The sequence below is a fragment of the Bacillus sp. AFS018417 genome (assembly GCF_002560985.1).
In the GTDB taxonomy this organism is placed as follows: Bacteria; Bacillota; Bacilli; order Bacillales; family Bacillaceae_G; genus Bacillus_A; species Bacillus_A rhizoplanae.
This window is the reverse complement of record NZ_NTTM01000026.1, coordinates 1-17,984: the sequence shown is the minus strand read 5'-3', so window position 1 is coordinate 17,984 and position 17,984 is coordinate 1. Positions and strand designations below refer to the sequence as shown.

The following is a 17,984-nucleotide window of genomic DNA, read 5'->3' as shown; positions in this document are numbered from 1 at the left end:
AATTGTTTTGTCATATTTTCTGCATAAATGAATTGAGTTATTTTCTTATTTTTGAAAATATTTGCTGTTATTTGACATATATATAAGATACATCTCATTGAACCAATTAGGCTCTTACGGAAGCTTTTCCTTTCTCAATTAGGATTCATGTATGTAAACGTGTTCGCGGGTATTTGGTGTGATATAATGGATGAATATGGAAGAATTTATAAGGAAGGGATCGTATGGATGAACAACAATTATTATTTTTAGATTTTGAGTTCACGATGCCTCAGAATCGAAAAAAGCCAAAAGGATTTTTTCCGGAAATTATTGAAGTAGGAATTGTTTCGGTTGTAAATCATGTTGTAGTTGATACGTATTCTTCTTATGTAAAACCGGAAACTTTTTCATCGTTAACAGAACGGTGCAAAAAGTTTTTAGGAATTCAGCAAGAAGCAGTGGATGATGGGATTTCATTTGCAATGCTTGTTGAAAAGCTGGCAAACTATGATAAACGTTGCAGTACAACAATTGTGACGTGGGGAAACATGGATATGAGAGTGCTGAAACATAATTGCGAAATAGCGAATATTCCTTATCCGTTTACGGGACAATGCCGTGATTTATCGTTAGAGTATAAGCGTTTTTTTGGGGACCGCAACCAAACTGGATTATGGAAAGCTATTGAAGCATACGGAAAGGTCGCTACAGGTAAGCATCACTGTGCGTTAGATGATGCGATGACGACATATAACATTTTTAAACTTGTTGAGAAAGATAAACAATACTTAGTAAAACCAGCTCCTCCAACACTTGGCGAGCTTGTAGACTTTTCGAAAGTATTAAAAAAGGTAAGTGCACAATAACAGCCAAATTACAATCATAATTGTAATTTGGCTGTTTTGTTTGTTCAGCGCTACTGATCTTACAATTGATAATCATGCTTTAATTGTTCTAGCATTTGTAAACTTCGCTGTGCAAATGGAGAGTCGTCCTCTTGTAATTGTTGCATTTGTTCGGTTAATGCTTTTTGAAGCGATTCTTTATAATCAGGCACGTCACCTTCATATTGCTTGACCATTTGCTGTGGGATATTTGTTTGTTCACGAAATGCTAAGGCACGGCGTTCATGGAAAAAGGGCACGTCAGTTTGTTTTACGTTATGTAAGTCGCCTTGCATTGGATGTTTCATAACTGCGAGCACCTTTACAAGATAATGCTGTGGACGAACATTAGTAATTTCACCAATGTACTTCCCTGTTTTGTAAATGCCTGTTACAACATCACCAATTTGGAATGTTTCATTCATATTATTCACCTCTTTTTCATAGTAAGCAATGAAAGAGAAGGAGTCAAAAAAGAAAGGAAGTTTTGTTTAGACTGAAATTTCTGTATAATTAGTTGTATAAGGAAATAAACAAAGGAGTGAAGAATTATGATGCCTTTATACTTTCCAGAAGACAAGACAGAATATATTATACCTGGTATTGTATGCGTGTTATTTCTTGTTGGAGCAGTTGCTACATGGCGTATTTTTATTAAATCATCAGAACGAGAAGCGGAGAATCTAAAAGAGATGGAAAAACGTATTATGGGACAAGAGAAACGGTAAAGCGAAACTTCCTTTTGGAGTGTTTTTCTCCAAAAGGTTAGTTGAGCCAATCGGGTTCTTACAGACGGTTTGTTATTTCTTCATAGCCGAGCATCTTACCGACTGTTAGAGCGGGATAAAGCGAAACTTCCTTTTGGAGTGCTCTTCTCTAAAAGGTTAGTTAAGCCAATCGGGCACTTACGGATGCTTTTTCGTCCAGAATTGTCTTAAGTATAGCGTCTATAAGTGGCAGGAGTTTTTGTATGTTTCCTTCTAGGCTCGGACAATATAAGAACAGAATGAGTCTGGAGGGAATACGGATGAAAAAGCAACTCGTATTGGGATGTTTCGCAGCCTTCCTCTTTGCTGGATGTGCACAAGAGAAGCCGACAAAAATAGAAGTGAAGCTTTACAATGCTTTTGGAGATAAAGTTGGAACAGCTAAGGTCTCTCAGGAGACAAGCGGTGTAAAGATTTCTATTAAAGCAGAAGGATTTACACCTGGTGTACACGGAGTACATATTCATGAAATGGGTGAATGTAAAGCACCGGACTTTATTTCTTCTGGAGATCATTTTAATCTCGATAAAAAAAAGAAACATGGATTATTGCATCCGGAAGGGTATGAAAACGGAGATTTACCGAATGTAATTGCAGATGGTGAAGGAAAGATTAAAGCGGACCTTACTGCACCGCAAGTGAGTTTAAAAGAAGGAAAAACAACGCTGCATAAAAAAGACGGCGCATCGCTTATTATTACAGAAAATGCAGATGACGGGATGACGCAACCAGCTGGAAATTCGGGGAAACGGATTGTATGCGGTGTGATTGTGAAAAAAGCTTCAGAGATAAAAAAGGAAAAAGGAAAAGGGAAGTAAAGAAAAATGTTCGAAAGACCGAACGTTTAAAGGCTGCCGGGAAAGTCTCGGCAGCCTTTATATATTTTGATGTTAAAATCGCGGATACACGTTCTTGGATGCGGGCACAAAGTGTTTCAACAAAATTTGATCCTTTGTGTAAGGTAACTCATATTCACGTGCGACATCCGCTAAAGCACGGGCAATTTCACGACGATAAGCAGCCGTCGAAGAACGAACATGGAAGTTTCACTTTATCACCTGAAAATATTTGTTTTACTACTTGATACCCCAGTTTGTATTAATATAACCTATTAATATATGATATTTCCATTTTATCCCTGTATTTGTGGACGGTAAGACCCTCACTTCAAGATTCAGAGAGAAACGTTGTCCAGCTCTAGCGGCTAGAATCTCCGGTCGTTTCGCCCCCTCGGACGAGGCAAAAAGCACCTCTCTGTCGGGGGCTCCAACGTCCTGCGATTCTGAGCGAGCCGCTTCCGCTTTTCTAAAGAAGATAGGCGGGGGATAAAGAAAGGGGATTACATGAAAAAGAAGCTTCTATATATTGAGGACAATAAGGAAATTGGTGCTTGGGTATGTGAAGATTTATTCGAACGGGGCTATCAGGTAACTTGGATTACTTCAGGTGAAGGTGCCATTGAACATATGGCGGAAATCGACCTAGTAATTCTTGATATTATGCTTCCAGGATTGGATGGTTTTTCAGTTGGACAGCGATTGAAAAAGGAATTTCCAAAAACCCCTATTTTAATGCTATCCGCTAGATCATCGATTGATGATAAGGTGCAGGGGCTGCAGTTTGCAGATGATTATATGACAAAGCCTTTTCACCCCGATGAACTCGCGGCACGGGTGGAAGTGCTGCTCAGACGGTTTGACAAGATAAGCTCCCCGCTCATTGTACTATCACATCTCCGCATTTATTTGAATGAGAACCGCATTGTGGATTCCAGATCGAATAATGATGTCATACTTACGGCTAAGCAGTTTCAAATTTTCACCTATTTACTCCGTCATCCAAACCAAATCTTAACAAAAGAACAAATTTATGAGGCTGTATGGGGAAATCCGTATATCGAAGGAGATAAAACCTTAATGGTACATATCCGCCATTTACGCGAAAAAATAGAGCAGGAGCCAAGTCAACCACAAATAATTGAAACAATTCGCGGTATTGGATACAGGGTGAAACAATGAAATTCCGACATTCGCTGTTAGCTAGATATTTGTTGATCATTACAACTGCGCTCGTTTTATGGCCGTTTGTTTTACCTCTTTATTACTTGCCGAAATATACACTAGACAAGGAGATGTACCAAAAGGTCAAGTATATGGATACAAAAAAGTTGGAACAAATGTGGAATGATGAGGCAGCAAAGTTGGACGGGGCGCCTCCAGATCAAGTGGACAAACAACTCCGTTCGTTAAAAGAGCGATATTCAATGGCGACAATGTTTTGGGTTGACGCCGCAGGCAAAACGCAGCTCAAACTTCCCGAAAAACAGAGTATACCTGACCAATGGACGTTTCAGGAAAGCACTAAGTTTATGAAGAAAAATGTTGATAATAACCTGTTCACAATGATTGCTTTTATTGGCGGCGACCAGAGTCAAGGCTTTATGGTTTTTCAAGTCCCTCTTTCCGTTACACAACCAGCCAGCTTGTCTTTCATCGATGATAAGTTTTTGCTAGTATATGCTGTGCTTGTCTTTGCAATTTTTCTAATTACATCTTGGGTATTTTTCTCGAAAATTCGCAAACGGCTCGTTCAACTACAAACCGCAATGGCCGAAGTCGATGAGAACGGCATTCCTCAGAAAATTCTCATTCGTAAAAAGGACGAAATCGCGCAACTAGGGTCGGCATTCAATCATATGATTGACGAGTTGACAAACGGTAGGAAACGTGAACTGGAGGAGGAAGTTCTTCGTAAACAATTGATTGCTAATATATCACACGATTTACGGACACCACTCACCACCATCCGTGGACATGCTTATTCATTGCAAAAGGAAACTTTATCTCCTAAAGGGAGGGAATCGCTTCATTTGATTGAAAGAAAGGTAGATGCTCTTAGCCAATTGCTTGAAAACCTTCTTTCCTACACGTTATTATCGGCGGGAAAATATACTTTGCAACAGAAGAAGACAGATATTATCCGATTAATCCGGACTTCCGCTGCAGGGTGGTTTCCTGTATTTGAAAAGGAAGGATTTGAAGTAGAAGTTCATTTGGCAGAAAAAGCTTTAATGTGGAATGTTGATCCGCACTGGTTTACCCGTATATTAGATAATCTATTCCAGAATGTTGTTAGACACGCAAAAGCTGGACGGTATGTTGGTGTAAGTTTGGAAGAGTTAAATGGAAGGACTGCTATTGTTGTTGAGGACAAAGGCCCCGGAATGGATAGCATCTCTAATGAAAAAGGAGCCGGAATCGGCTTATCCATCGTTTCATTGATGCTCCAAGAAATGAATCTTGAATGGCAAATAACAAGTTCTACGAACGGCACTCGCATTTATCTATATGAAAAAGTTGAACTGTAAATGAAATAAGCACTGTACATGCATTAGCTCGTCTGGAAAAAGTTAAACGAAATTTAAACTAGACCCCACCATCATTTTAACCTTCACTGATTAGAATGATGGTGGGGTTAAATTTTGAAACATAAATAAATACCAATACCCTATCTGGTTGGTTCCTTAGCTTCAGGTCGTAGGTGTTTACAATAGTAAAGAAAAGAGGATGATTTCAATGGAGACTTCATCACCCATAATTGAAGAAAAGATTAGAAAAGGTTTTACACGATGGCCCTTATGGATTGGATATGGCGCTGTGGGATGGTCACTGCTCTACGGGGCTGTACAGCTCTATTGGTTACTTGGAGGGGGGGGTTATCCCTTCAAACGTGGTGAAATGGATTTGTTTGCGGCTATGGTTACTTATCTTCCCTCCAAAGTTGGAGGCCTCATTTTTGTTATTCTTTGTTTATTAGGAATAGTGATTGGTGTAGCTATGCAAAAAACATGGAGAAATGTTTTTCCTCGGTGGCTAATCCTTACTTTTGCTTGGGGTTTTGCTGTTGCCTTGCTCCTTTTTATTCCTGATATTAGCCTAATTATGGTCATGGCTTATGCCTTTTTATTTAAGTTTGCTTTTAACTGGATTATGCTCAATCAGGTCATTTGTATTATAGGTGCTCTTCTTTGGATTATGACTGCTGTCGCATATCAACGTAGGACCCGTGATGCTTGTGAATATTGTGGACGGACAGAGAATGGAAACACATTTTTATTGGTACGCTGGGGGAGATGGCTGACCATTATTGCAGCTCTTGCACCTATTCCCTATGCCCTCACACGTTTTGCGTGGGCACTTAATATCCCTTTAGGAGTCGACCCGCAATTCCTTCATGATTTTTCAAAGCTCAATCCTACGGCACAGATAACAGAATGGGTATTTGGGTCTATTTGCATAGGTGGAGGGATTCTTACACTTGGTTTGATTCAAAAATGGGGTGAAATATTCCCTCGTTGGTTCCCGTTCATTGGTGGTAAAAGAGTTCCCATCATGCTCGCGGTAGTTCCAGCCTCTATTATAGCCATTGCTGTAACTGCAGCCGGTTTTGTCTTTACCTTTAGTTTTTTTGCTGTGACATTTCACCTTATGCCAGTCGATAACATCCTCCTCAGTCAGATATGGGGGACGGTTGGACCTATGGTTTTCTGGGTGCCATGGGGAGTAGCGCTTGGTCTTGCTGCCATCGCTTACTATTATCGTCGGCGTGGTAAGTGTACGCATTGTGGGAGAGACGATCAAAATTGAAGCAGAAAAAGGAGAGTTGCATGAATATGAACAAAATAACGAATAATGGAGAATCTTCCGTGCAAATATTGAATGTTTTTGAACGCTTTACAAAGAAAGCGGTATGGCCTGGTTACGTTGGTTGTCTATGGGCATTCATGTATGCAGTTTTTGTTCGGTTTTATGAAGCGGCAGGGGGGAAGATAGGCCTTTCGGGCCAATTTAATGATCCTAAATCAGTTTATATGGCAAGTTACATTGCTGGTGTCATCATCATGTTATGTGGATTTGCCTTGCTTTTACTTATCAAACCATGGGGAAAGGTCATTCCGAAATGGGTGCCGTTGATTGGAAACAGAAAGATCCATCGTCTTATTTTATTAATCCCTACTCTTATCGGAACTGCCTTTTTAATTGCTCATGGAGTCAGTGGCATGATTACAAAAGCTTTGCTTTTGGCAGGTGTTATTACAATTAACTTCCCTGGCTGGATTGTACTCGATGTCCATAGCCTAGCTGTATGGGATCTCTTGTTTTACGAACCGTGGTTTGTCATTATGGGTATTTTGGCAGGTTTGACTGCTTCCCATTATGCGCAAGCTTCCGGTGTTTCACTTTCTGCATTTAGACGCTGTACGTTAATTTATTTGAGTTTGGTTTTTCTCCTTACTGCGCTTTTTGTGTTCGCTATAATTTTTGACTTCGGAAAATTATAATTACCGCTACTGCGTCGGATCTTATATGAATCTATCACCATACAGATTTTGGTTTGGCGCAGCAGCGGATTTTTATCCCGCATTAACGGGCAGTAAGACCCCCACCTCAAGATTCAGAGAAAAGCAAAGAAGATAGGTGGGGGTAGTTCAATCAAAGAATGTTGGAATGTATAATAACCAGGCTTAAGTCACATAGATAGCTTTTCCTTGGAAGTACATGAAAACGCGCATTGTAAGCGGCGGAGCGCATCTTCTAATACAGGGCGTGGACAGCCGAGATTTAAACGAATGTGTTGCTCACCGCCAACACCAAATTTTTCTCCTGGCTCTACAATGATTCTCCCTTTTTTTTCTAATAATTCCATTCGCTCATTTTGAGTCAGCCCAAGTTTGGAACAATCAATCCAAAGTAAGAATGTACCATCTGGCTGAATGACGGATAGTTTCGGAATATGCTGTTTAATAAAGTCACATGCAAAGCGTGCATTCTCTTCTATATAAGGTAACAGCTCCGCTAGCCATTCATTGCATTCTGTGTATGCACTTTGCATTGCTGCGTAAGCAAACGTGTTTAAGCCGTGAAAGCCTTGGCGGTGCTGCACAGCGGTAAAGGCATCTCGCAGCTTTTCATTTGGAATAATAATAACCGATGCTTGCAGTCCAGCAATATTAAACGTTTTACTTGGAGCGATGCATGTAACAGTTCGCTCTGCTAAGTTTGCTGATAAAGAGGCAAGTGGTATATGCTTGCGTCCATTAAAGATAATATCAGCATGAATTTCGTCTGCAATGACGATTACATCATATATTTCGCAGAGCGTACCGAGTTTAGTCAACTCTTCCACTGTCCATACACGGCCAATCGGATTGTGCGGACTGCACAGGAACATCAGTTTCACACCTTGCTGAAATTGTTTCTCTAACTGTTCAAAATCCATTTTGTAAACACCGTTTTCTAAGCGCAGTGGATTGGTAAGCACTTGACGTCCATTCGTTGTTACCATTTCGAAAAATGGTGAATATACAGGCGGCTGTACAAGTACTGAATCTTGCTTTTCGGTAAAAGCTTGTACAGAAACACTAAGTGCAGGAACGATGCCAGCGCTAAAGACAAGCCATTCTTTTTCAATGACCCAATTATATTGTGTTTTTACCCAATGACAAATTGCTTCTTTTACTTGTTCACTTGAAGTGTTATAACCGAAAATCGGATGTTGTAACCGTTTGGTTAAGGCGTCTTGAATTGGTGAAGGAACAGGGAAGTCCATGTCTGCAATCCAGGCATGAAGAAGTTCCTCGTTTTTATGTGTATCCCATTTAACGGAATTTGTCCCGCGGCGATTTACCATTTCGTTAAAATTCCCCATATTTGTTACTCCTTTCAATAATAGGTTAAAAGTACTGAATGTTCTCTCATTTCTTCTAGCATAGCTGATATGATACGATAAAGAAAAGTGGAAAATAAGAAAAAGGCGGGAAGTGTATGGGGACGTATGAGAAAATGATAGATTTTGTGAAGAGTTGGGATCCGTTTCGAATGGGGCCAGAATTTTATGAAACAGAAGCAAGTGACATCGTCTACATTGTAAGTACATTTGATGATGCGAAATATATCGCAAAGAAAATACAGCACATTTATTTGCTATCATTTGAAAAAACATTACCTATTGAAAAGTGTCAATGGTTAGCAGAACAATTGTTACTATTAAAAGGTGGCGGAAGCTGTACGCTATAAAGTGAAACTTCCTTTTGGAGCGTTCTTCTCCAAAAGGTTAGTTGAACCAATCAGGCCCTTACGGACGCTTCTTTCATAAGAATTGTCTTAAGTATAGTGCTCGTAAGTAGCGGGAGAAAGAGGCTGAAATCCAGAAGGTCATAGAAGTTAGACTTTTGGGTGTCAGCCTCTTTCTTTATCCTGCTATTCGAGGGCTTAGTGCTGGTATGCGCCAAGTGCGTTCAATTTGCTAAGAAGGTCATAATTTCTTCATATACGTGTTCCGGCTTTTCTTCTGGTAATAGATGTCCTGTGTCTTCATAAGAGATAAAGTGTGAATGCTGCAGGTCATTGTGTAATCGGTATCCGACATTAATAGGAACAATGCGATCTTTTTTTCCCCAAATAAGCAAAGTAGGTGTTTTAATTTTTTGTAGTTCTTTTGATGTTAAGTCACCTTCGCGATCTCGAATCATGCGGGTTAGTGCAGGAAAGATGCGATTATCATAAAAAGGTGCTGCATAGCCTTGCATCATTTCATCATCGATTAAAGAATGATCGTGAACAACGTTCATTAAATTATAGATGATGCCTCGTCGTATAATCCAATTTTTTACGTATAAATGAAAGAACGGTAAATAAGAAGTATAGATAAGTGGCAATCTTGCTCGTGATAAATAGCTTGAACTGCATAAAAGAACTGTCCTTTGGATTAAATCAGGCCGCAACCGGCTTATATATAAAGCAATTTGTCCGCCCATTGAATGCCCTACTAAAATAATGTTTTTTGCTTGTAAATGTTCAATGAGTTCAATAACAATCGTTGCGAGGTTTTGATAAGAATATGTGAAATGAAATGATTTATCACTTTTTCCAAATGGCGGTAAATCTAGAGCAATCACATTCCCTTGCTGAGCTAAAAGCGGGATGAGACGCCGATAGCTAAAGGTCGAAGAGAGAAAACCATGAATTAAAACAAATGTTGGTTTTTCTTCTGCACAAAAAGACTGATAGAGCTCATAATGAACCGTAATCCCTCTTGTAGAAAAGGTGAAGTGAGGGAGTCGAACTTCGTTTTCCATCTTCATCACTCCGTTGTTTTTTGTTCATATCATCTCCTAGTTAGGGGAAATTATCCCGTGGAAGAAGGGAAAGCAGGAAGAAAACCAAATGTATAAAAAAAACAAAACCACTGTGATGTGGTCTTGTCTTTTGGTTGATCATTTCAGTTCATTGACGAGATTTGGAGGGGTAATCCCTTGCAGTCCGGCTACTAAGTTTTTTGCTGCTGTCATCGCCATGTTTTGGCGTGTTTTTAACGTCGCGGAACCAATGTGAGGGAGCGTAACGACATTTGGTAGAGATAACAATGGATTATCTTTTTCAATTGGTTCTTGTGTAAATGTATCAATGCCTGCCGCGAAAATTTTTCGTTGTTGCAGCGCTTCGATTAATGCTGTTTCATTTACCGTTTTACCGCGAGACGCATTAATAAAAACAGCCGTTTCTTTCATTACATTAAATTCTTTTTCTCCAATTAAATGATGAGTTTCTTCTGTTAATGGTGTAAGTAGAACAATAAAATCTGCTTTTTGCAGTAACGTTTCTAATTCGCAATATGTTGCGCCAAGCTCTCGTTCTGCTTTTTCTTTGCGGCTTCGATTGTAGTACAAAACGTCCATATCGAATCCGAATTTCGCACGTTTGGCAACGACTTCTCCGATGCGACCCATGCCGATGATTCCGATTGTTTGGTGGTGAACGTCTAAGCCGAAATGTTCTTTGTTAATTTCTGCATTCCATTCTCCAGATTTCACGTAACGATCAAGCTCGCAAACGCGGCGAGAGGCAGATAGCATTAATGCAAATACAAGATCAGCGACAGTATCATCTAACACGTACGGTGTATTTGTTCCGATTATGTTTCTTTTTTTCATAGCTTCGATATCGAAGTTGTCATAGCCGACAGAAATATTACTTACTACTTTTAACTGCGGAGCTGCTTGGAGTAATTCCTCATCAATGTTTGCCCCGAAATTTAATAGTCCATGTGCATCTTTTACTTTTTCTAATAGTACGTGGCGTGGGATTTTTTCGTTTTTATCCCATGCCTCATATTCATAATGCTCAGCAATGTATTCTTCAACAAAGGCAGGAACTTGTTCTGCGATGTATACTCTTTGTTTCATGGTTTCATCCCCTTTTTATATTATCCCACTACTTTTGGGCAGTAAGACTCTCACCCCAAGATTGTGAGAAAACAAGAAGATAGGTGAGAGTTAACTGCTGGCATGCGCCCGATTGGTTCAACTAACCTTTTGGAGAAGAACACTCCAAAAGGAAGTTTCACTTTATTGTTACATAATTCTCTGAAAAAATCTTCTTTTCAAATAGGAAAAGCAGTCTGTATAATTTAGAAAATACACAAAAAGGGAAGGACGAATATGATGACAGAAAAAGAATTAGAATTGTTAGCTTGTCTTGAAAAGAATAGCCGATTATCTGAAGAAACATTAGCCAAAATGCTAAACATAGATGTAGAAGAAGTGATAGCAATCCTTGAAAAATTAGAAAAGGAAAAAGTGATTGTAGACTATGTTACGCTTATTGATTGGACAAAGGTAAAAGAACATACAGGTTTAACAGCAATGATTGATGTGAAAGTTACACCGAAGCACGGTGTTGGATTTGACGCGGTAGCGGAGCAAATTTACCGATATCCAGAGGTGAAGTCAGTTTATTTAATGTCAGGTACATATGACCTTTCCATTACTGTAGAAGGAAAAGGGATGGCTGAAGTTGCGACATTTGTAGCGGAAAAGTTAGCGACAATAGAATCTGTTGTATCGACGACAACGCATTTTATTTTGAAAAAGTATAAACATGAAGGAATTATATATGAAAACAAAGATGATGATAAGCGAATTGTGGTGGCACCATGAGTAAATTTGAATTATCAAAAGTAGCACAATCTTTACAACCGTCCGGTATTCGTAAGTTTTTTGATTTAGCGGCGGGTATGAAAGGGGTTATTTCATTAGGTGTTGGCGAGCCTGACTTTGTAACGCCTTGGAATGTAAGACAAGCTTGCATTCGTTCATTAGAAGAAGGATATACGGCATATACTGCGAATGCTGGATTGTTAGAGCTGCGCGAAGAAATTGCAAAATATTTAGAAAAACAATTCGCAGTATCTTATGATCCGAAAGAAGAAATTATTGTAACGGTTGGAGCAAGCCAGGCGTTAGATGTCGCAATGCGTGCAATTGTAAATCCTGGTGATGAAGTTATTATTATTGAACCAAGCTTTGTATCATATGCACCGCTTGTTACGCTGGCTGGCGGGGTACCGGTACCTGTTTCTACATTTCCAAAGGATGAATTTAAAGTACAGCCGGAGCAGATTGAAGCTGCCATTACATCGAACACGAAAGCGATTTTATTATGTTCGCCAAACAATCCGACAGGAACGCTCTTAAATAAAGAAGAGTTAGAAAAACTTGCGGTCATTATAGAGAAATACAATTTAATCGTACTATCCGATGAGATTTATGCAGAGCTTGTCTATGATGAGACATATACAAGCTTTGCGAGTGTGAAACATATGCGTGATCATACAATTTTAATCTCTGGTTTTTCAAAAGGATTTGCGATGACAGGTTGGCGCCTAGGTTTGATCGCAGCCCCTCAACATTTTGCGGAATTGATGTTAAAGATCCATCAATATTCTATGATGTGTGCGCCGACGATGTCGCAATTTGCAGCATTAGAAGCACTTCGCTCTGGAGAACAAGAAGTTGTTCGAATGCGTGAGAGCTATAAACAACGCCGAAACTTTATGGCGACTTCATTTAATGAAATGGGACTAGATTGTCATATGCCAGGCGGAGCATTCTATGTATTTCCTTCAATTCGTTCAACGGGATTATCTTCGGCGGAATTTGCCGAACGTTTATTATTAGCGGAAAAAGTCGCTGTTGTACCTGGAAGTGTGTTTGGCGAGAGTGGTGAAGGATTTATTCGCTGTTCATACGCAACATCACTTGAACAACTTATGGAAGCGATGAAACGCATGAAACGGTTTATGGAGAACGAAAAAAGGACAAAACATAATACGTTTTGTCCATAAAAGGGGGGGAATACTAGAAAGCCATGTGTTAGTATTTTATCCCGATATTTGAAGATTTATACATGTTAAGGAAAATTTTTTCATGATTTTTGAATGAAATGTTAGTAAGTGGTATAATTTACTAATACAAAAGGTAAAACATATGGGAGTGTTTCTTATGTCAGACAAATACACAACAGGAGTGGTTGTGAAGGGAAAAGTGACAGGAATTCAAGATTACGGTGCATTCGTTGCATTAGATGAAGAAACGCAAGGTCTTGTGCATATATCTGAAATTACAAATGGGTATGTGAAAGATATTCATGATTTTTTAAAAGTTGGGGATGAAGTAGAAGTAAAGGTGCTTTCAGTTAATAGAGAGAACGGAAAAATGAGTCTATCATTGAAGGCTGCCAAACGTAAGCAAGGAAAGGTGCGTATACCGAATCCTTCTGCAAATGGATTTAACACATTGCGAGAAAAGTTAACAGAGTGGATTGAAGAATCTCAAATCACAAAATAAAAGCAGGGAGCATAGCTCTCTGCTTTTATTACTTGTTCACCAAGTAATCGGTGAATGTGATACATTATGATATAAAATAATCAAACATTTCTTTTGCTGCATTTGTAATCAGTATAAAGAAACATCCGTATGTCAGAAGTTAGTAAAGCATCATAGATCTCCACTTGTGTGAAAACAAGTGGAGATGCATGTTTTATAATATCATTTTAGAATGGTATTAGATTTATCGTACTTCACGTGCTTCTGGGTGTGTTCCAAGTTCTTCAGAAGGTTTAAATAATAAGCCAAGGTTAATTAAACCTGAAATACCCACAATACCATAGATAATTCGAGCAAATGCTGTATCTTGCCCTCCGAAGATAGCTGCTACTAAATCGAATTGAAAGAAACCAATGAGTCCCCAGTTTACTGCGCCGATAATCGTAAATACTAAGGCAATGCGTTGTAATGTACTCATTTTAAGCAGTCCCTCCTTAAATGATGAAGCAAAAACGAGATACATTCACTCGTTTAATGAAGCTTCCTTTATAGAATGGATACCTTTTGTTGTTCTTATACCCAAAAAATTAAAATTTCTCATTGTATACTTGTCTAGACCAAAAAACGGAAGTTATGACGATTTTGTAAAAAAAATAAATTGGCTACGCTTACAATTTGTAGTTCGCTTGATTTACAACTGTGGTTTCGCTAAAGTGAAGACAGAAATACATATACATATTGTATTGGAGGGAAAAAGATGAGCACACATGTAACGTTTGACTATTCAAAGGCGTTATCGTTCATCAGTGAACAAGAATTAACATATTTACGTGATGCAGTAAAAGTATCACACCATGCAATTCATGAAAAAACAGGAGCAGGAAATGACTTCTTAGGTTGGGTAGAACTTCCGCTTGCATACGATAAAGAGGAATTTGCTCGCATTCAAAAATGCGCTGAGAAAATTAAAAATGATTCTGACATTTTACTTGTTATTGGGATTGGTGGTTCTTACTTAGGAGCGCGAGCAGCAATTGAAATGCTAAACCATTCTTTCTACAACACGCTGTCTAAGGAACAACGCAAAACTCCACAAGTACTATTTGTTGGACAAAACATTAGCTCCACTTACATGAAAGATTTAATGGATGTATTAGAAGGTAAAGACTTCTCTATTAACGTTATTTCTAAATCAGGTACAACAACAGAGCCTGCAATTGCATTCCGCATTTTCCGTAAGCAATTAGAAGAGAAATACGGAAAAGAAGAAGCGCGTAAACGTATTTATGCAACGACAGATAAAGCGCGCGGTGCTTTAAAAACATTAGCTAACGAAGAAGGATACGAAACATTCGTGATTCCAGATGATGTTGGTGGTCGCTTCTCTGTATTAACACCAGTTGGTTTATTGCCGATTGCTGTAAGTGGTTTAAATATTGAAGAAATGATGCAAGGGGCAGCTGTAGCTAGTGATGATTTTGCGAAATCAGAACTTGAAGAAAATCCAGCTTATCAATATGCAGTTGTACGCAATGCTTTATACAATAAAGGTAAAACAATTGAAATGCTTGTTAACTACGAACCAGCACTTCAATATTTTGCTGAATGGTGGAAACAATTATTTGGTGAGAGTGAAGGAAAAGATCAAAAAGGTATTTTCCCATCTTCTGCAAACTTCTCAACTGACCTGCATTCTTTAGGTCAATACATTCAAGAAGGACGCCGTGACCTATTTGAAACAGTTCTAAAAGTAGGAAAATCTACACACGAACTAAAAATTGAATTAGATGAGAACGATTTAGATGGATTAAATTACCTTGCTGGTGAAACAGTGGACTTCGTTAACACAAAAGCATATGAAGGAACATTGCTTGCACATAGCGATGGCGGTGTACCAAACTTAATCGTCAATATTCCTGAACTAAATGAGTATACATTCGGTTATCTTGTATACTTCTTCGAAAAAGCATGTGCGATGAGCGGCTACTTATTAGGCGTAAATCCATTTGACCAACCAGGCGTAGAAGCATATAAGAAAAACATGTTCGCTCTACTTGGAAAACCAGGATTCGAAGAACTAAAAGCAGAACTAGAAGAACGTTTGAAATAAGAAAAGCTGTTGGGATAATCCCAACAGCTTTTTTTGATGAATATGCGTCGAATGTTGTCGCAAGGTCTTTATATTGTGCCGAAGCGCCGATATATGGAGCGCGAAATGGGTATGCTAAAAAAAATCTAGAAAGGATGATACATTTGATTGGGATTCATTCAAAGTTAGAAGGACAAACATTCGCTCTTTTCCAGTTAGAAGAAATATTAAAGCCGCTCGGTTATACAATCGGCGGGAATTGGGATTATGAGAAAGGATGTTTCGATTATAAAATAGATGAAGAAGACGGATATCAATTTTTACGATTACCGTTTACAGCAGTTGAAGGAGAGCTTGATGTAAACGGAGTTATCGTTCGTCTTGATACACCTTATCTTCTTTCGCATGTGTACCAAGATGAACTAGATGATGAGGTGAATACATTCACAGCAGGCTTATCTTTCGATCAGTTTGCAGAACCGAAAGATGCAGATGGGGACATGCAAGCTAAACATATTGATATTGGTAAAGCTATAGTTCGAGAGTTAGAAGGATATCTCCTTAATGTTTAATGACAATGAGTGAATCATTTTCTTGCAGAGTAAGTGAGTGAACTGGATTTATGTGATATTGTCCGTCGCGTTGTATACCAAGTAATAGTATATTCTGTTTTAATAAAGCACTGTTACAATATTCGAATGTTTCACCAGCGTATGTCTGAGGAATATGCGTAAGCTGCAATTTATTTGCAGTAATTTCATTATAAATTGTAAACAGCACTTCTGAAATCGAAGGAAATAATAGGGAAGCGGTAAATACATAACTTGTTAATTTATTTCCTTCAATAATTTCTGTCGCCCCAGCTCGGTTTGCATTTCGAACTTGATCGGAAGTCAGCATTTCAACAATACAATAAATATTTGGATGTAATCCTTTCGCTGTTAAAATGGTTAGAATAGATTGTGTATCAGCAGAACTCTCACTTTTTTCTTTATCAGCTGTAATCAAAATTGTATGTGCGGTACGAATGTTTGCTTTGAGTAAAATATGATCATGATGAGGACAGCCTTTAATAAATTGTAGATGATGAAATGACTTAGGCAGTAGAGGAAGTGTTTCATCTATAAGAACAATATCAAGGTTTGGTTGTAATGCGTGCAATTGGCTTACAACATGCTTAACACGTTCGTTCCAACCGACAATAATCATATGACCATGACAAGAGGCAGCCTCTTCACCTTTTATTTTCATATATTGTTTACTAATCATTTCCGTAGCGAACGATACCATATAATAGGAGCCGAATCCAGTTCCTAATAAAATGAGAATAATTGCGAGCATTCTTCCATTTATACTGTGAGGAACGTAATCGCCGTATCCAACAGTGAACGTTGTGACAAGCGCCCACCATATGCCGTCAAACCATGTTGGAAAGTGGAGTGGTTCTAATTTGTGTATAAGAAATCCAAAGAGGATAATGAATCCAGTAATTAGGGTAACCAATCGTAAAATGATAGAGTTGCGAAATGTGTCTAAAATACTACTCCTTGCATTCAATGTCTGCAGCTCCTCCCGAGTTCATATGGTTATAGTGTTACCATTATAAAAAGAAGAAAAACCCCCTTATAGGAATAAGGGAGTCTTCACATGCTTTCCACTTCGGCTTGTCGTACACTTTCAAGATGCTGAATGGCATAGTACACGTCAGCTGTATGCATTTTTTGGTCAACAGATATTTTCATTTGTAGAAAATGAGCTCCATTTTCTAACGTTTTGAGTTTCATATTTTTAACTTTTATATCCATCTTTTTGATGTCTTCGATAACGATAGGGATGCTTTCCATACTATTCACAACGAGTTTTACAGCAATCTCGCGTTGACGAAGTGACTTTGGCCCTAAAACACTCATTGCAAAAGGAATAAGTTCTACACTAATCATAAGAAAGCACATGCCGGAGATTGCTTCTAGATAAAAACCAGCTCCGACTGCGATGCCAATTCCAGATGCTCCCCAAATCATTGCAGCAGTGGTGAGGCCTGCGATGCTATCGTTATCTCTTCGTAAAATAACGCCTGCTCCTAAAAAACCGATTCCTGATACAACTTGAGCTGCTAAGCGGAGGGGATCCATGCCGATTCTGTTTGAGACGGAGCTTGGTAAGTTATAAGCTGCTTCAATTGAAACAATGGTAAGTAAACAGCTAATAATAGAAATAACTAAGCAAGTTTTGAGGCCTAGTGGCTTGCGCTTTAATTCCCGTTCTAAACCAATCCCAAATCCTAAAATGGCAGAGAGGCCTAGCTTGAGTAATAAATCGAAGTGTTCCATTTGTATCCCTTCCTGTAAATTGAGGTAATAGACGAGCTTATATTTTATGTATATGGTAAAAGGAAGGGAAGTTGGACAGTTTTTATAAAAAAAATTTAAAAAGGATGTTGCATTTCGATTTTCACCATGCTATATTAATAAACGTCGCTGATGCACAACAGCAGAAAGCGAAAAGAAAAAAGAAATAAAAAACAATGTTGACATCAAAAAACAAAGATGTTAACATAAGGAAGTCGCAATTGAGCGACGGACAAGTTCTTTGAAAAC

Annotated in this window: 20 protein-coding genes; 13 read left to right on the top strand and 7 right to left on the bottom strand. The window is 38.7% G+C overall.

What is annotated here, in order from left to right:
* The first annotated feature begins 224 nt into the window (after positions 1-224).
* Positions 225-848: a 3'-5' exonuclease KapD gene (gene kapD, locus CN326_RS11835; RefSeq protein ID WP_098309232.1), complete on the top strand. Its 624-nt coding sequence runs from the start codon at positions 225-227 to the stop codon at positions 846-848.
* Positions 849-907: 59 nt separating this feature from the next.
* Here kapD and kapB read toward each other — a convergent pair whose 3' ends face one another.
* Complete coding sequence (gene kapB, locus CN326_RS11830; protein WP_098309231.1) at positions 908-1,291, bottom strand: kinase-associated lipoprotein KapB; 384 nt, start codon at positions 1,289-1,291, stop codon at positions 908-910.
* Between the two features lie 126 nt (positions 1,292-1,417).
* On the opposite strand from kapB, the gene CN326_RS24615 reads away from it, so the two are divergent.
* The 6 genes from CN326_RS24615 (at position 1,418) to CN326_RS11800 (ending at position 6,974) form a co-directional block, all read left to right on the top strand.
* Positions 1,418-1,594 (top strand): hypothetical protein, encoded by a 177-nt coding sequence (locus CN326_RS24615; protein WP_176524603.1) that lies wholly within the window; start codon positions 1,418-1,420, stop codon positions 1,592-1,594.
* A gap of 299 nt (positions 1,595-1,893) precedes the next feature.
* Positions 1,894-2,451, top strand: a complete 558-nt coding sequence (locus CN326_RS11825) for a superoxide dismutase family protein (protein ID WP_098309230.1) — start codon at positions 1,894-1,896, stop codon at positions 2,449-2,451.
* Between the two features lie 525 nt (positions 2,452-2,976).
* Positions 2,977-3,651 (top strand): response regulator transcription factor, encoded by a 675-nt coding sequence (locus CN326_RS11815; RefSeq protein WP_098309228.1) that lies wholly within the window; start codon positions 2,977-2,979, stop codon positions 3,649-3,651.
* A gap of 134 nt (positions 3,652-3,785) precedes the next feature.
* Positions 3,786-5,000: a HAMP domain-containing sensor histidine kinase gene (locus CN326_RS11810; protein WP_369680115.1), complete on the top strand. Its 1,215-nt coding sequence runs from the start codon at positions 3,786-3,788 to the stop codon at positions 4,998-5,000.
* A gap of 208 nt (positions 5,001-5,208) precedes the next feature.
* A complete protein-coding gene (locus tag CN326_RS11805) occupies positions 5,209-6,279 on the top strand; it encodes a hypothetical protein (RefSeq protein WP_255258127.1) in 1,071 nt (356 codons plus the stop codon).
* A gap of 26 nt (positions 6,280-6,305) precedes the next feature.
* On the top strand, positions 6,306-6,974 hold the full coding sequence (locus CN326_RS11800; RefSeq protein ID WP_098309271.1) for a DUF3995 domain-containing protein: 669 nt from the start codon (positions 6,306-6,308) through the stop codon (positions 6,972-6,974).
* A gap of 188 nt (positions 6,975-7,162) precedes the next feature.
* On the opposite strand, the gene CN326_RS11795 is transcribed toward CN326_RS11800, so the two are convergent.
* On the bottom strand, positions 7,163-8,341 hold the full coding sequence (locus CN326_RS11795) for a MalY/PatB family protein (RefSeq protein WP_098309225.1): 1,179 nt from the start codon (positions 8,339-8,341) through the stop codon (positions 7,163-7,165).
* A gap of 116 nt (positions 8,342-8,457) precedes the next feature.
* On the opposite strand from CN326_RS11795, the gene CN326_RS11790 reads away from it, so the two are divergent.
* Complete coding sequence (locus CN326_RS11790; protein WP_098309224.1) at positions 8,458-8,709, top strand: DUF1871 family protein; 252 nt, start codon at positions 8,458-8,460, stop codon at positions 8,707-8,709.
* Between the two features lie 221 nt (positions 8,710-8,930).
* Here CN326_RS11790 and CN326_RS11785 read toward each other — a convergent pair whose 3' ends face one another.
* Both CN326_RS11785 and CN326_RS11780 read right to left on the bottom strand, forming a co-directional pair.
* The gene (locus tag CN326_RS11785) at positions 8,931-9,770 is read right to left on the bottom strand and encodes an alpha/beta fold hydrolase (protein ID WP_098309223.1); all 840 of its coding nucleotides are present in this window, start codon (positions 9,768-9,770) and stop codon (positions 8,931-8,933) included.
* 138 nt (positions 9,771-9,908) lie between these two features.
* Positions 9,909-10,877: a 2-hydroxyacid dehydrogenase gene (locus CN326_RS11780; RefSeq protein WP_098309222.1), complete on the bottom strand. Its 969-nt coding sequence runs from the start codon at positions 10,875-10,877 to the stop codon at positions 9,909-9,911.
* A gap of 255 nt (positions 10,878-11,132) precedes the next feature.
* Here CN326_RS11780 and CN326_RS11775 point away from each other — a divergent pair, with 255 nt between their 5' ends.
* From CN326_RS11775 to yugI, 3 genes are all read left to right on the top strand, one after another.
* The gene (locus tag CN326_RS11775; RefSeq protein ID WP_098309221.1) at positions 11,133-11,630 is read left to right on the top strand and encodes an Lrp/AsnC family transcriptional regulator; all 498 of its coding nucleotides are present in this window, start codon (positions 11,133-11,135) and stop codon (positions 11,628-11,630) included.
* Positions 11,627-12,817 carry an aminotransferase gene (locus tag CN326_RS11770; protein ID WP_098309220.1) on the top strand — a complete coding sequence of 397 codons (1,191 nt, stop codon included), beginning with the start codon at positions 11,627-11,629 and terminating at the stop codon, positions 12,815-12,817. The genes CN326_RS11775 and CN326_RS11770 overlap by 4 nt, the downstream gene beginning before the upstream one ends.
* A 157-nt stretch (positions 12,818-12,974) precedes the next feature.
* Positions 12,975-13,319 carry a S1 domain-containing post-transcriptional regulator GSP13 gene (gene yugI / locus CN326_RS11765; protein WP_098309219.1) on the top strand — a complete coding sequence of 115 codons (345 nt, stop codon included), beginning with the start codon at positions 12,975-12,977 and terminating at the stop codon, positions 13,317-13,319.
* A 223-nt stretch (positions 13,320-13,542) separates the two neighbouring features.
* Here yugI and CN326_RS11760 read toward each other — a convergent pair whose 3' ends face one another.
* Positions 13,543-13,776 (bottom strand): DUF378 domain-containing protein, encoded by a 234-nt coding sequence (locus CN326_RS11760; RefSeq protein ID WP_098309218.1) that lies wholly within the window; start codon positions 13,774-13,776, stop codon positions 13,543-13,545.
* A gap of 279 nt (positions 13,777-14,055) precedes the next feature.
* Between CN326_RS11760 and CN326_RS11750 the strand changes: the two genes are divergently transcribed.
* The gene (locus CN326_RS11750) at positions 14,056-15,408 is read left to right on the top strand and encodes a glucose-6-phosphate isomerase (RefSeq protein ID WP_098309217.1); all 1,353 of its coding nucleotides are present in this window, start codon (positions 14,056-14,058) and stop codon (positions 15,406-15,408) included.
* A 143-nt stretch (positions 15,409-15,551) separates the two neighbouring features.
* A complete protein-coding gene (locus CN326_RS11745) occupies positions 15,552-15,959 on the top strand; it encodes a YugN-like family protein (protein ID WP_098309216.1) in 408 nt (135 codons plus the stop codon).
* On the opposite strand, the gene CN326_RS11740 is transcribed toward CN326_RS11745, so the two are convergent.
* Positions 15,949-16,944: a potassium channel family protein gene (locus CN326_RS11740; protein ID WP_098309215.1), complete on the bottom strand. Its 996-nt coding sequence runs from the start codon at positions 16,942-16,944 to the stop codon at positions 15,949-15,951. The two genes, CN326_RS11745 and CN326_RS11740, sit on opposite strands and share 11 nt — an antisense overlap.
* Positions 16,945-17,030: 86 nt before the next feature.
* A complete protein-coding gene (locus CN326_RS11735) occupies positions 17,031-17,717 on the bottom strand; it encodes an MgtC/SapB family protein (RefSeq protein WP_098309214.1) in 687 nt (228 codons plus the stop codon).
* Positions 17,718-17,984 lie beyond the last annotated feature (267 nt).

Coding starts and splice junctions, on each gene's coding strand:
- kapD (WP_098309232.1), top strand. CDS start 225: ATGGATGAACAACAATTATTATTTTTAGATTTTGAGTTCACGATGCCT.
- kapB (WP_098309231.1), bottom strand. CDS start 1,291: ATGAATGAAACATTCCAAATTGGTGATGTTGTAACAGGCATTTACAAA.
- CN326_RS24615 (WP_176524603.1), top strand. CDS start 1,418: ATGATGCCTTTATACTTTCCAGAAGACAAGACAGAATATATTATACCT.
- CN326_RS11825 (WP_098309230.1), top strand. CDS start 1,894: ATGAAAAAGCAACTCGTATTGGGATGTTTCGCAGCCTTCCTCTTTGCT.
- CN326_RS11815 (WP_098309228.1), top strand. CDS start 2,977: ATGAAAAAGAAGCTTCTATATATTGAGGACAATAAGGAAATTGGTGCT.
- CN326_RS11810 (WP_369680115.1), top strand. CDS start 3,786: ATGGATACAAAAAAGTTGGAACAAATGTGGAATGATGAGGCAGCAAAG.
- CN326_RS11805 (WP_255258127.1), top strand. CDS start 5,209: ATGGAGACTTCATCACCCATAATTGAAGAAAAGATTAGAAAAGGTTTT.
- CN326_RS11800 (WP_098309271.1), top strand. CDS start 6,306: ATGAACAAAATAACGAATAATGGAGAATCTTCCGTGCAAATATTGAAT.
- CN326_RS11795 (WP_098309225.1), bottom strand. CDS start 8,341: ATGGGGAATTTTAACGAAATGGTAAATCGCCGCGGGACAAATTCCGTT.
- CN326_RS11790 (WP_098309224.1), top strand. CDS start 8,458: ATGGGGACGTATGAGAAAATGATAGATTTTGTGAAGAGTTGGGATCCG.
- CN326_RS11785 (WP_098309223.1), bottom strand. CDS start 9,770: ATGGAAAACGAAGTTCGACTCCCTCACTTCACCTTTTCTACAAGAGGG.
- CN326_RS11780 (WP_098309222.1), bottom strand. CDS start 10,877: ATGAAACAAAGAGTATACATCGCAGAACAAGTTCCTGCCTTTGTTGAA.
- CN326_RS11775 (WP_098309221.1), top strand. CDS start 11,133: ATGATGACAGAAAAAGAATTAGAATTGTTAGCTTGTCTTGAAAAGAAT.
- CN326_RS11770 (WP_098309220.1), top strand. CDS start 11,627: ATGAGTAAATTTGAATTATCAAAAGTAGCACAATCTTTACAACCGTCC.
- yugI (WP_098309219.1), top strand. CDS start 12,975: ATGTCAGACAAATACACAACAGGAGTGGTTGTGAAGGGAAAAGTGACA.
- CN326_RS11760 (WP_098309218.1), bottom strand. CDS start 13,776: ATGAGTACATTACAACGCATTGCCTTAGTATTTACGATTATCGGCGCA.
- CN326_RS11750 (WP_098309217.1), top strand. CDS start 14,056: ATGAGCACACATGTAACGTTTGACTATTCAAAGGCGTTATCGTTCATC.
- CN326_RS11735 (WP_098309214.1), bottom strand. CDS start 17,717: ATGGAACACTTCGATTTATTACTCAAGCTAGGCCTCTCTGCCATTTTA.